The 13,724-nt window shown below is 47.6% G+C and carries 11 protein-coding genes; 10 read left to right on the top strand and 1 reads right to left on the bottom strand.

All coding sequences use genetic code 11. The features are described 5' to 3' along the window. The first annotated feature begins 12 nt into the window (after positions 1-12). Positions 13-1,368 (top strand): A/G-specific adenine glycosylase, encoded by a 1,356-nt coding sequence (gene mutY / locus gpAD87_RS29325; RefSeq protein ID WP_064642405.1) that lies wholly within the window; start codon positions 13-15, stop codon positions 1,366-1,368. Between the two features lie 193 nt (positions 1,369-1,561). Here the strand turns inward: mutY and gpAD87_RS29320 are convergent, their stop codons facing one another. Further along, a complete protein-coding gene (locus gpAD87_RS29320) occupies positions 1,562-2,173 on the bottom strand; it encodes a superoxide dismutase (protein ID WP_024632995.1) in 612 nt (203 codons plus the stop codon). 538 nt (positions 2,174-2,711) lie between these two features. On the opposite strand from gpAD87_RS29320, the gene gpAD87_RS29315 reads away from it, so the two are divergent. The 9 genes from gpAD87_RS29315 to gpAD87_RS29275 all read left to right on the top strand — a co-directional run bounded on the left by gpAD87_RS29315 (position 2,712) and on the right by gpAD87_RS29275 (position 13,700). Beyond that, positions 2,712-3,137, top strand: a complete 426-nt coding sequence (locus gpAD87_RS29315; RefSeq protein ID WP_024632996.1) for a GNAT family N-acetyltransferase — start codon at positions 2,712-2,714, stop codon at positions 3,135-3,137. 421 nt (positions 3,138-3,558) lie between these two features. Then, positions 3,559-4,164 carry a signal peptidase I gene (gene lepB, locus gpAD87_RS29310; protein ID WP_231952931.1) on the top strand — a complete coding sequence of 202 codons (606 nt, stop codon included), beginning with the start codon at positions 3,559-3,561 and terminating at the stop codon, positions 4,162-4,164. A gap of 178 nt (positions 4,165-4,342) precedes the next feature. Continuing rightward, the gene (gene queG, locus gpAD87_RS29305) at positions 4,343-6,184 is read left to right on the top strand and encodes a tRNA epoxyqueuosine(34) reductase QueG (RefSeq protein WP_064642404.1); all 1,842 of its coding nucleotides are present in this window, start codon (positions 4,343-4,345) and stop codon (positions 6,182-6,184) included. 15 nt (positions 6,185-6,199) lie between these two features. Next, positions 6,200-7,231, top strand: coding sequence for an HD-GYP domain-containing protein (locus tag gpAD87_RS29300; RefSeq protein WP_063568445.1), 1,032 nt, complete (start codon positions 6,200-6,202; stop codon positions 7,229-7,231). A 223-nt stretch (positions 7,232-7,454) separates the two neighbouring features. Continuing rightward, positions 7,455-7,718, top strand: a complete 264-nt coding sequence (locus tag gpAD87_RS29295; protein ID WP_063568444.1) for a YneF family protein — start codon at positions 7,455-7,457, stop codon at positions 7,716-7,718. Positions 7,719-7,797: 79 nt separating this feature from the next. After that, complete coding sequence (gene folE, locus gpAD87_RS29290; RefSeq protein WP_063568443.1) at positions 7,798-8,391, top strand: GTP cyclohydrolase I FolE; 594 nt, start codon at positions 7,798-7,800, stop codon at positions 8,389-8,391. 253 nt (positions 8,392-8,644) lie between these two features. Continuing rightward, entirely contained in the window at positions 8,645-9,499 is an 855-nt protein-coding gene (locus gpAD87_RS29285) for a lipoate--protein ligase family protein (RefSeq protein ID WP_082935394.1), read from the top strand. Between the two features lie 70 nt (positions 9,500-9,569). Then, entirely contained in the window at positions 9,570-9,794 is a 225-nt protein-coding gene (locus gpAD87_RS29280; RefSeq protein ID WP_053779639.1) for a hypothetical protein, read from the top strand. 270 nt (positions 9,795-10,064) lie between these two features. Beyond that, complete coding sequence (locus tag gpAD87_RS29275; RefSeq protein ID WP_082935393.1) at positions 10,065-13,700, top strand: S-layer homology domain-containing protein; 3,636 nt, start codon at positions 10,065-10,067, stop codon at positions 13,698-13,700. Positions 13,701-13,724 lie beyond the last annotated feature (24 nt).

Here is a 13,724-nt window from a genome sequence, read left to right as displayed (position 1 = left end):
GAGGACGGGAATATGGGTTTATTGGAACAGAAACGACATTTCAGTGTGAATTTGCTGGATTGGTATATGGTCAACAGACGGGATTTGCCGTGGCGTCGCCACAACAATCCTTATTTCACGTGGGTATCGGAAATTATGCTGCAACAGACTCGGGTGGATACGGTGATCCCGTATTTCAACCGTTTTATTGGGAATTTTCCGACTGTACAGGCTTTGGCTGAAGCACCGGAAGAAGAGGTCTTGAAAAATTGGGAGGGGCTCGGATATTATTCGCGTGCCCGCAATCTTCAAGCAGCTGCCAGACAAGTCATGGAGCTGCACGGTGGGGAGATGCCACAGGACAAGCAGGCAGTCTTTGCGTTAAAAGGGGTGGGCCCGTATACAGCCGGGGCCATTCTCAGCATTGCCTTCAACCAGCCGCAGCCAGCGGTGGATGGCAATGTGATGCGGGTCCTGTCCCGATACTTCCTCATTGATGAGGACATTATGAAGGGCAGCACCCGGGTGTTGATGGAAGAGCTCGCGGGAGAGCTCATTCCAGAAGGGCGTGCGCGTGATTTCAATCAGGCGCTGATGGAACTTGGCGCACTGGTGTGCACGCCCAAAGCGCCGCACTGCCTGACTTGCCCGGTCATGGAGCAATGTTCCGGCCGCATCGCCGGACGGGAGCTCACGCTGCCGGTCAAGACCAAGGCGAAGCCGCCGCGCCCTGAGCAGCGGCTGGTCGCCATTGTGGAGGGCCGCGGTGCTCATCGCGGCCGTGTGCTTGTGCGCCAGCGCCCAGCGACGGGCCTATTGGCCCGCATGTGGGAGCTGCCGCATGTGCTGGCGGCGCCCGCCGCAGCCGGCAAGGCGGCGGGGCCGCTGGCAGATGAGCCGGCCATGGCTTTGCTGGCCGGCAGTCTTTGGGCGGAAGGCTTCGCTGCCCGCCCGGAAGGGCTGGCTACCCATGCGGAGCATGTGTTCAGCCACATTGTCTGGAGCCTGCAGGTGTACAAATGCACCGAGCAGGACCAGAGTAACGAGCTTCCGCTGATCGCCGCGGAAGCCAGAGCCGCCTACGACGCACAGGCGGCAACAAGGGAGGGCACAGCCGCATCATCAGCTGTGTCACCTGAGTCAGCCACATCGCCATCGGAGCCGGGCACTCCTCATGCACAGAACATCTCAACATCGCTTAACGATGGAGAGCTGCTCGCACCATCTGACGTTAGTGACCAGGAGCTGAGCACACTGACAGGTAAGGGTGATGGCTTGACCTATCGCTGGATTGGTCCAGAAGATATGGCCAAGATGGCATTCCCGAACATATTCCTGAAGCTGATCAGCAGTTATTTTGCAGGGGCATATGACGATGTTAATGAATAGTGAAACTACTCCATACTAACCGTCTTTGAATGAGGATACTTGCTCTAAGGACTAAGGATTCTTAACTTAAAGCTCGTAAAGCTCGTAGCAGTAGAAGGATTACTCATAACGAAGTGCAGCAAGCAAAACAAACAAAAAAAAGCCTGATTCGGTCGTGTTGACCAAATCAGGCTCTTCTATTATGCCAGCAGTCTTATTTCGCTGCAGCGTAACGTTTGTTTACTTCGTCCCAGTTGATTACATTCCAGAAAGCACCGATGTAGTCAGGGCGTTTGTTTTGATATTTCAGGTAGTAAGCGTGCTCCCATACATCCAGACCCAGAACCGGAGTCAGACCTTCGAAGAGGGGGCTGTCTTGGTTAGGTGTGCTAGTGATGGACAATTTGCCATCTTTACCAACTACGAGCCAAGCCCAACCGGAACCGAAACGAGTTGTAGCTGCTTTTGCAAAATCTTCTTTGAATTTGTCAAAGCCACCCAGTTCGCTATCGATTGCTGCTGCGATGTCTCCAGTAGGAGCGCCGCCGCCGTTAGGTCCGATGATTTCCCAGAACAGGCTGTGGTTAGCATGTCCACCACCATTGTTGCGAACGGCTGTGCGGATACCTTCAGGTACGCTGTCAAGGTTAGCAATCAGATCTTCCAAGCTTTTACCTTGCAGTTCAGGAGCGCTTTCCAGAGCTGCGTTCAAGTTCGTTACGTAAGTATTGTGATGGCGATCGTGGTGAATTTCCATCGTTTGCGCATCAATATGTGGTTCCAGTGCGTCGTTAGCGTAAGGAAGTGCTGGTAATTGAAAAGTCATAGTGAAATACCTCCTGAGATTTTTGAATTTTTGTTACGGTCAGCATTTTGCATAATTCAATTCGAATCGCTTCCGGGACAAGTTCTAGACGAATAGGATCACTTCGATCTATATCTTGCTGAGTGAAAGTCGCTCACAGGATTTATGCAAATTGCCACAGGTACCTATGTAATAATACCCTTGTCACTAATATTAAACCGCATTCGGGCTAATTAAGCAACATTTTTGTTTATTAAGTCCCCCCAGATGTTAATCCATTCATGGGTCAGAGATAACAAACATATTTTACCCATTATGAAACTATTTATGTGATTTTAGGTGTTTAAATAGAGGGAAAGTTTAATATTCGGATGTAAACGGTTACAATTAAGCGCTTTCAAAAGAAAATGCGTGTTTTATGGCGTAAAGTATGGTTTAATTGACGAAGAAGCGGTATTTTCTCGTTTTTTGTCATTATATGAACATTGGGTTTTTGGTAAAAAGGGGAGCCCCTTTTTGTAAAACCTCATCTAAGCTAACGAAAAGGGAGATTTAAGACATGCACGTTCGTTCCTTTCAGTTGAGTGATGCAAGCCAGATGACAGAGCTTCTCCAGGTTGCACTATCGGAAGAGTGTTATGAGAACACGATGGGCCCGTTTGCCCGTCAATTGTCATGGGATTCTGACCTGATCATGGTTGCGGAAGAAGAGGGAGACCTCGTCGGCGCTTTGATCGGTACGATTGACCACAACCAGGGATGCATCTATCGTATTGCGGTCCATCCAGACTATCGTCGCCGCGGAGTCGGCAAAAAACTTGTCGAGGCCATGGAACAAAGGTTCCAGCAGCGTAAAGTCAGTCAAATATGGGTGGCGGGTGATGAGCACAACAAAGTAGCCATGCCTCTTTATGAAGCAATGGGTTACGGTGCCAATCAGATTATGAGCGCTTTCCAGAAACTTAGTATCTTGTCCAAAGCTTAGTTTGCATGGTTAAAAAGAAATATAACAGATTTTCATTTCATATTAGGCGTATCTTTCAACGTGTAACAACGTGAGGGATATGCCTTTCTATTTATATGGGTGCTATTCACCGATTATTCCCCTTTTTTCGCCACTTCTGCACGCCTTTATATTTAAGTAAATCCCTATTTTAACTGTTTTAATCACGTTGTTATTCACCCTTCAAGTTGTGTTGGGGCTCATAACCAATTGTTTCACCCTTGCAAATGAAGTAGAATTAAAAGGATTATGATCACTCGATTTTGGTAATATCAGAACATATAAACGCGGAACGTCAGCTTCCTGATTTTTTTAAGAAAAACGTTCACTATATACAATCTGTCTTCCTTGAAAGTATGTCGATCGACGTTTTTTTCACAAAATGGATAAACGAGGTGTCTCTTTGAACTCCAATAATCTTTCAACGGAGCATGTAGCTTCCAAGGAACGAAATGGTCCGGGAGTGCCTGATCCACCGGGGAAATCCTGGGTTGCAGAGCTTTGGGACTGGGTGAAAACGATAGTGATTGCTTTTGTAATCATGATGCTGTTGAACCTGTTTGTATTTAATCTTTCGATGGTCAAAGGTCAATCGATGCAGCCGACGCTGGTTGAGCGGGATCGTCTGTTTGTAAATAAAATTGTATATGATTTTGGGACACCGTCCCGATCAGATGTTATTGTGCTTCGTGATCCAAGCGAAGGTGTGGAGAAAAAAGATTTTCTGGTCAAACGGATTGTCGGGCTTCCCGGTGATACGGTTGAAGTACGGGATCATCATCTGTTCGTGAATGGGGAGCAGCAAGCGGAAACGTACACGGATACGGAGGTTCAGGACCCTGATTTTGGACCGATTACGCTGGAAGCGGATCATTACTTTGTGATGGGAGATAACCGTCATGAAGGCAAGAGCAAGGATAGCCGTATGTTTGGCAGCATTACATCCAGTGAAATTGTAGGCAGGGCGGAGTTTATTTTTTGGCCGTTCTCGGAAATTAAAAAACTGTAAAATGTTAGCAGGACAAGGACAACAACTTCACGCTGCATTTTGCGTTAAACGATATAGACTCGGTTTCTTTCTAGCTCCGGTATGTCCGACTTGTATATCGAAATCAGCGCCTGTCCTCCCACCTGAGGCGGGCGTTCACTATTTACGGAATTAGCGTGGAAGAAGAGAGGGAATAGATATGACGAGTGTACAGACCGGAGCAGCAAAGGCAGCAGCTGTATGGGAGAAGTTAAAACAAGAGATTAAGGCAGCTGCTCCCGAGATGGGTATTGATGATATAGGATTCGCTTCGGCAGAACCATTCGTGACCTTGAAATCCATTCTGGAACAACATCGGGCGAAAGGATTCGAGTCCGGATTTGAGGAGCCTGATATTGAGAAAAGGGTGCGTCCCGAACTAAAAGATGGAGAGCCTGCTTCGCTCATTGCTATTGCTGTTGCTTATCCATCGAAGATGGTCAATCCGCCGAAGTCCGAGCCGGGTGCATACCGTGGTATTCTGGCTCGTTCCGCCTGGGGGCAGGATTATCACCAAGTCCTGCGTGCAGCGATGGACAAGCTGGTTAACTTTATACGTGAACGCGTACCTGAAGCCATGATCGAAAGTATGGTAGATACGGGGGCGTTGGTGGACCGTGCTGTTTCCCAGCGTGCGGGGATTGGATTCAGTGCCAAGAACTGTGCCATTATATCGCCCAAATTCGGTTCATGGATCTTTCTCGGCGAACTGGTCACGAATATTCCGTTTCAGCCAGATAACCCGGTGACCGAGGATTGTGGTGAATGTACGAAGTGTATTGATGCCTGTCCAACAGGAGCATTGGTGGGACCGGGACAACTGAATGCACAGCGCTGCATTTCGTTTGTGACCCAGACGAAAGGCTTCGTGGATGAAGAGTTTATGCTGAAAATTGGCAACCGTCTGTACGGTTGTGATACCTGTCAGATTGTCTGTCCGAAGAATCGGGGTAAAAACTGGGACCACCATCCCGAGTTTCATCCTGATCCGGAGATTGTAAAACCTTTGCTGATACCGCTGCTTGACATCGGTAACCGTGAATTCAAAGAGCGCTTTGGCCAAAGTTCCGCCGCTTGGCGGGGCAAGAAGCCAATCCAGCGCAACGCCGTAATTGCCCTGGGCAATTTCAAAGACAAAACCGCTGTACCGAAACTAACGGAGGTACTGAAGCGTGATCCGCGTCCCGAGCTGCGGGGAACTGCAGCTTGGGCGCTGAGCAGAATTGGAGGAGAAGACGCAATGAGAGCCATTGGGGAAGCTGCCGCTAACGAACAAGATGGGAACGTGCTAAGCATGCTGCAGAAGGCCAAGGAACGACTGAGTTCGTCCGAGACCTTACCCGATAAGCCTCAGGCAGAGCCAAAGAGCAACGATAAGCCTGAGGATCAGAAGGAACAGAATAAGACACCCGAACAGGAAAGCGAGCAGACGATAGAGCCTGCCAAACCAGAAGCTGCAGCATGGAAACCATCAGCCGTAACAGGCCTGCATGGTACGCCGGTATATTACGATGAGGTACTGACACCGATCGGTACACTAACGCTCTGTGCCACGGATAAGGGCCTGTGTCACATTGATTTCGGTGCATTCCATGTGCGCGAGGCGCATCTGCAACAATGGGCCCGTACATGGATTGGCGAATATCGATATGAGAAAAATGAAGAGAAGCTGAGTGAAGCTGCACAGCAGTTGAAGCAGTATTTTGCAGGAGAACGAAAAGCGTTTGAACTGAAGCTGGATTTGTTTGGAACACCATTCCAGCTACAAGTATGGCAAGTCCTGTCCGATATATCTTATGGAGAGGCCTCAACACACCAACAGGTTGCGGAAATCATCGGTAGGCCCAAAGCTGTTCGAGCAGTTCTGGATGCCATTAGTAAAAATCCGATTCCGATTATTATTCCCTGTCACCGCATCAGCGGTAAAGATGGAACCCTGGTGGGTTATGTAGGCGGGCTGCAAACCAAAGAGCAATTGCTCACATTGGAGCAGCAATCGTAAGAGCGGGGGACGTTCATGAAGTATGTTAACGTGGAGAGCGTGGAAGCGGGAGAGTTTCTGGGCAAAACAGTATATTCCGGTAACGGTACGGTATTGCTGTCTGCCGGAGTCCAACTCACCGTATTTATGGTTAATACGCTGAAGCGTATTGGCGTGACCATGCTATACATCCAGGATGAAGCTTATAAAGATGTGGATACAGAAGACATTCTGGATGAAGCCACGAAAAAGGCAGTTATTAATGAAATGAGTGTAACGCTTGAATCTATCCGTTCCGGGAAGGACTGGAGCCCGAAGAAGGTCGCCATCAGCATCGATAAATTGTTGAACGATGTTCTGAATGGGCGTGAACTGCTTGTCCAGCTCACAGATATTCGGACCAAAGATAACGCACAGTATGTTCACGCCATGAATGTATGTTTGCTGTCTTCTGTCATTGGTCTGAATCTGGGGCTTAACTATGTGCAGCTCAAGGATCTAGCCGTCGGAGCTCTATTGCATGACATCGGTAAAGTGGGGGAGCCACCCGGCAGCGGTTCAGCAGCGAATTCCTCCCTGCATCACACGTGGAGAGGGTTCGAGTTGATCAAGTCCAAACGGGAGTTCAATCTGCTTGTGGCACATACAGCTCTGCAGCATCATGAGCATGTGGATGGAACGGGACAGCCGAGAGGTATCAAGGGAAAAGACATTCATCTGTTCGCCAGAATCGTCAGTGCAGCTAACACGTATGATAATCTGATCAATGGCCTTTCGGGTCGAAGGTTGCTGCCGCATGAAGCCTGTGAAGAGATGATGGCGATGTCTGGCACGAAGCTGGATCGTGACATTTTGATAGAATTCAACCGGAGTGTATCCGTTTATCCGAATGGAACAGCAGTTCGATTGTCTACCAGAGAGACCGGAGTCATTGTGCGTCAGCACCGGGGTTTGCCCGGTAGGCCGGTCATTCGGGTGGCACGTGGCAGTACACGTTATGATCTGGATGTGATTGAAGTGGATCTGGCTCAGCATACAACCGTTTTCATAGAGGCGGTACTGATGTAACTTATACGGATGTTCCTGAGAGATTTATTGAATGTTTTCGATCTGTTTTCTGGATGTTAAATTCAGCAGATAGCTGGAAAATCCGTTTGCTCAAGGCGTGCGGAAATGCTATGATAACTTTCAGGAAATCCGGTGCGTGTCATGTTTGCATTGTGAGCGTATAACATCATGTGCTGACACGGATCATCAGGCTTTTTAGATTGCATACAGAGGTGTCTAAGAGATGGCAATAGCAATACCGATTATTACATTGATTGTTGGTCTGGTCGGAGGATTTTTCATTGGGGTATACTACTTGCGGAAGCAGCTTGAGAAAATGCAAAGCGATCCCGACATGCTCCAGAAGATGGCGAAGCAAATGGGTTATAACCTGAATGGCAAGCAGATGCAGCGCGCCCAGCAGATGATGAAGAACCAGCAGCCTGGCACTAAGATGCCTCAGCCGCAACAACATCCTGCGCGTAAAAACTCGGGCCGCCGAAAATAATAGCTGTGAGTGAGCATTTTGCATAATGCAGGAGTGAATAGCTACTTACAGCATGTGGTTCGAAAGGAGGCGTTCGGCAGTGGCTGGCGTTAAAGATTATTTGAATTCAAAAGTATCCGACAATCGGGAGAAGATCGAGTATCACATTGAGCAGATCTTGCAATTGATCGGTGAGGATAGTACGCGGGAAGGGCTGCTTGAAACGCCTGCACGCGTAACCCGGATGTATGAAGAGATTTTTGGCGGGTATGAAGTGGATCCGCGCGATGTACTTGGAGTGACGTTTGACGAGAATCATGAAGAACTGGTCATTGTGAAGGACATTGTCTATTACAGCCAGTGTGAACACCATATGGCGCCTTTCTTCGGCAAGGTGCACATTGGATATGTACCGAGTGGCAAGATTGTGGGATTGAGCAAAATGGCCCGTCTGGTGGAGGCAGTTACCCGCCGCCTGCAAGTCCAAGAGCGCATTACCTCACAGATTGCCGATATTCTGACTGAAGCAGTAGAGCCGAACGGTGTCATGGTTGTCGTGGAAGGCGAGCACTTGTGCATGTGTTCCCGCGGCGTGAAGAAGCCGGGCAGCAAGACGGTAACGTCTGCGGTACGTGGTTCTTTCCGTGACAATCCGGCACAGCGTGCCGAGTTCCTGTCGCTGATGAAAGATTAAGATCGGCTCATTCCACTCGTTGGACAAGCCAGAAGCATTGGATCCTTTGGCACCATCATGTTGTTTCCATTCGGCAATTTGCTGGATCTGAAATGGCAGTATAGATGCTTGTGCCAATGGAAGCTTTCATAAATAAGCCGTGTTCCCTGGGGAACCGGCTTATTTATATATTACTTTTGCATTCATGGGGATACATAAGGATTACGTAATTATTTCAATTCATCCAGATTAGTTTAGTCGGAGGCTATCTTATATGAGTGTACCGTCCAATTCAGATCAACCCGGATCGCCGGGAGCAAAGCAGCAGATGCAGCTGGATCATTCATTGCGTCTACAGATTTGGGAGACACCGCTGCTGCGGCACGGGAGCAGTGTGCTTGAAGCATTTGCTTGGGAAGAAGTCATGTGCCGCCGGGTGGGAGAAGGTCAGTTGCCTGTTGCTCACATTTGGCGGCATCCAGATGCCTTTGTAGCGGGGCTGCGGGATCGGAGGCTGCCTCAGGCGGTAGAAGCGATGGAACGCATTAGAAGCCAGGGAACGGCGGTCTGTGTTCGTCCATCCGGTGGTGCAGCAGTTCCTCTGAATCCAGGGGTGGTTAACGTGTCATTAATTCTGCCGAACCCTGGGCGCGCTATCAATATTCACGATGATTTTCGGGAGATGGCCTCACTGATTGCTGAATCGCTAACACCGTGGTCGAGTCAGGCACGTACGGGGGAGATCGAAGGCGCCTTCTGTCCTGGGGATTATGATGTCAGTGTGGGTGGACTGAAATTCTGTGGTATTGCCCAGCGCAGACAGGCCAAGGCTTATATCATTACGGCCTTTATCATCGTGGAAGGACAAGGGGACCAATTGGCAGCAGACGTGCGTAAGTTCTATCAGGATGCAGCAGACGGTGCCAGCGAAGGCTATCCGGATGTTCGGCCCGGAACGATGGCGAGTTTGCAGGAACTGGCAGGTGTCCCTTCTGCTGCGGCGTATACAGCTTCGCTGGTACGTACACTGCGTCAGCGTTTTCCCCTGGCGGAGACGAGCCGTGTGTTGACCGTGGATCGGGAAGCCGTTAGACGGACGGCTGAGCAGATGAAACTGCGTTACGATTAGGTTCAGAAGCTTGGACTTGGAATTGGGTAATAGAGATGATATGATGTGATTTCGGAAGGAGAGTGTCTACATGGAAACTTTAAGATATACGTACTTATATGAGGTCATTTCTACAGGCGAAAAGTCTGAATTTAGCCAAATGGCTACAAGCAAGGAAGAAGCAGCTGCCCTGATCGTTGCACGTATCGCTGATCTTGAATTTACAGGTGAAGAAGATATCAAGCTGGGCGATCTGATCGCCATTAGCAAACAGGTTGGCGACAACTATGTTGCCTGTGAAGGCTGCGCGTCTTAAGGTAAACGCTCTGCACAGTGGTTCTCAAATGATAAGCAAGTCTCTAGTATAGAGGCTTGCTTTTTTTGTATCTGCATTTGGATTATTCGATTCAGGCGCGCCCCGCTGAACAACAAATTGCACGGGAAGAAACATGCTTAATTGAAAGTGGTTTTGCGAAAATGCGAGAAAAGGCATATTTTCACGAAAAATGACGATAAATGTTCAGAATCCGTTCAGAGCTGATAGTTATAATCTTCCTACAACAGAAAGAGAAGGGAAGATTCGAACATGCGAAAAAAGGATCACCAGAAGCGCGCCAGGCTCCTGAGACGAATAGGGGTCGTGATATTATCGTTCCTTATGGTCTTCGGTATGCTGCCAGTTGTGTTTCAACAAGGCGTCGTTCAGGCCAAGAGTTGCTATGAAATAACGGAAACGGATTCTGATGATGTTGAATGGAAGCTCATTAGTACGCCTGAAGAGCTCTATTGCGTAAGAGGAGACTTAAACGGTAATTACAAGCTGAAGAATGATATTTCTGAAGCAGCCATGAGCACGTTTTTGAACGGAGGATCTTGGACTCCAATTGCTGACATGATAGAAGATGAGCTTATGCCTTTTACAGGCAGGTTCGATGGGAATGGTTATTCAATTTCTGGTTTGAGAACAACAGATGATACCCAGAAATCTGTGGGGTTATTCTACGGATTACAAAGTGCTGAGGTTAAAAATCTTATATTAAATAATGTATCCTTTACAGGTGATGCGATGGTAGGTGGGCTTGCAGGAGAAATTAGAGAGTCACGCATTGAAGGCGTGCATATCAGCGGAAATATACGAGGGAATATAAGAGTAGGGGGCATCTCAGGATACTCGGACGAAAGTGAGTACCTGAATAATAGCACTAGTGTCACGGTAAGTGGCTTAGATGAGTATGGCGAATCCTTCGGTGGGCTTTTGGGTGAAAGCAATAAAGGCACAATCGTTGGAAATGCTGCAGAAGGCACAGTGAGTGGTTATGATTCTATAGGTGGACTGATCGGAGAGTCGAATGATAACTTCATTCAACAAAGCTACGCTTCAGGACAGGTGACGGGTAACTACCAGGTAGGCGGATTGATTGGCCAGCTTAATTATGAGTCTAGCCATACTATTGCGGATAACTATGTGATTGGTTCAGTCAGATCTGATGCTACAGGGAATAATGATTTTTCTGCTGAAGCCATTGGCGGACTGATTGGTGAAGTGAATAAAGTACGTCGCTCGAGTAACACCTCTCAAATAAATGTACTTAATAATTATGTGGCGGCATCTGTAAACGTTATGTCTGATAATTCATCATCACCTATTGATGATCAGACAATAGGGTCAGTCATTGGTAATCTGAATGATCCAGAGAATCAAGTTATCTTTACTAATAACTACTATGATTTAGCCAAGAGTAGTACGAACCAGCAGAATGGTTTTAATTATGCAACGGGTCTTACTACCGAACAGATGAAACAACAATCTAATTTCAGTGGATGGGATTTCGATGGAGTTTGGACAACTCGTAACAGGATCAACGATGGGTATCCGATATTACGTTCATCCAAGCTTATGACTGCACCGACTCCACCACTGCCTGATCGGACAATAGATTATTTGTATCCATATCCTACAAACGGAACAATTACTCAGTCCACATCTAAAGTTATAGTGAAGCTTAATGAAGCTGGTAGATTTTATTTTGACAATCGAACGTATGATGAAGAAAATGCGGGACAGTCGGATGAAGATACTAAATTACATGCCTTGGCTAATCTATCTTATGTTGATCTAGAAGCTAATGAAGAAAGATCGTTCTTGTTCACAGGACTGGAAGAGAGCACCTCGTACCGAGTGTTCCTGGCGGTAGAAGATACGAATGGTCAGCTCTGGAACATGGGAGAACGGGGATATGAAACTCCTGCAAACTCAACGCCTTTTCCACAAAACGTAGTGGCTACACCGGGTGATGGTCAGGCTGCCATTGAATGGACTGAAGAACCAGAATTAGAATATCGCGTGTATATGTACCAAGGTACGGAGGCACCTAAGGATCCGGATCTGTGGACAAATGTGACGGACAGTTACATCGATGGACATATTGGTGGGCTGACGAATGGTGAATCTTATGTGTTTGCAGTTAGATCGTATACTTCCGATGAAGAAAATTCAGATTATGTTGCATCTAACGTTGTGATCCCGCAAGAGGAGAATAATAATGGTGGTGGATCTAATCCAGATCCAGACCCGAACTTTCCTGTACCACAGCATGTAGTGGCAACAAAAGGTGAGAAAAAGGTTACGTTAACTTGGGATCCAATCATGAACGGATTAGCTTCGGTCTATATGTACGAAGGTTCATCAGCACCAGTAGACCCTTCACAATGGGTACTTGTTACTTCTAATATTATGAATAGTAGTTGGGAAATTAATGATCTTAGAGAAGGCGAAAAATATATTTTCGCTGTTAGAGCTGTATATGAAGATGGCGTATCCGAATATGGAATTTCTAATTCAGTGAAGATTAACATAACTCCATCCAATCCAGAAACGCCAGTTAATGGGGGAGGTGGGGGAGCTATTACTCCAACTCCTGTATCGCCAACAACTCCACAAGCTCCACAGAAAGAAGTAATCAAAGTGGATGTAGCGAATGGGGATCAAGCTTCAACGATCGCTTCCTTGGAGATTAAACGTACTCGAGGAACAGATGGTACGGTTAAGGATGAACTTCTTCTTGATCAGAGCAAAACGCAAACCATTATCGACCAGTTGAAACAGACAGGCTCCCGTACAGCGGTTGTCTTGATTCCAGACGCAAAAGATGAAGTATCACAGTGGGATCTGAAGCTCTCTCCACAAGCGTCAGCAATGCTGGCTGAGCAAGGAGTGAATCTGGTTATTTCCAATCCTAATGTAAAGATTACCATTCCGGCGAATTCCTTGAACGGACGCACAGATGATATGTATTTCCGTCTTGTACCGGTGAAGAAGGAATCCCAACGTTCAGAGATCCAAAAGAGAGCACAGGCGAATGAGTCGATTATCCGATTCGTAGGCACAACGGATATCCAGATCATTGGACGTCCAATGATGATCGAAACGAATCTACAGAGCAGACCTGTTACGCTCATATTGCCTTTAGATGCTAATCAGGTTGCAGGTGTGAAGTCTGAGGAGCTAGGTGTATATATTGAGCATAGTGATGGAACGAAGGAGCTTGTACACGGCAAACGGGTTACCCTAAACGGTGATAATCAGCAAGGCGTCGAGATTGAAGTAAACAAATTCAGTACTTTCTCCATTGTTAAGGTCAAAGACTGGACAGACAACACATTGAAAGCACAACCTTATATTCAGGGGTACACGGATGGCAGTTTCCGACCAGAGCGTAATGTAACTCGTGCGGAAATGGCAACATTAATCACGCGTATTCTGGGAACATCTGCTCTTGAGGGAAGTCATGAATTTACAGATGTTACATCCAGCCACTGGGCACAGGGGGCTATATCAGCAGCAGCCCAATCCGGTTCTGTTCAAGGCTATACAGATGGCAGCTTTAAGCCGGATCAAGCGATTACCCGCGCGGAAATGGCTGTCGTGTTACAGCCGTTATTAACATCTGCTCAGATGACTACTGCGCCGAAAGCATTTACCGATGTGAACGAGCATTGGGCGCAACAAGCAGTAGAACAATTAAGTTCGGCGGGAGTAGTTACCGGATACAAGGATGGCACGTTCCGTCCAAGTCGGCCGATCACCCGCGCTGAAGCTGTTACAATGCTGAATAAGCTGATCGGTTTTCAAGCTGAAACGAATGCGGTAGGACAGTGGTCGGATGTACCCGCCACACATTGGGCTTATGAAGCGATTGAGGCAGCTTCTATCCGCAAGTAAATAGTTGTATTCAAACTCAAAGAG

It is taken from the genome of Paenibacillus sp. AD87, from assembly GCF_001659845.1.
Classification (GTDB): domain Bacteria; phylum Bacillota; class Bacilli; order Paenibacillales; family Paenibacillaceae; genus Paenibacillus; species Paenibacillus marchantiae.
The sequence above is the reverse complement of the archived record's forward strand: the minus strand, read 5'-3'. Positions and strand labels throughout refer to the sequence as shown.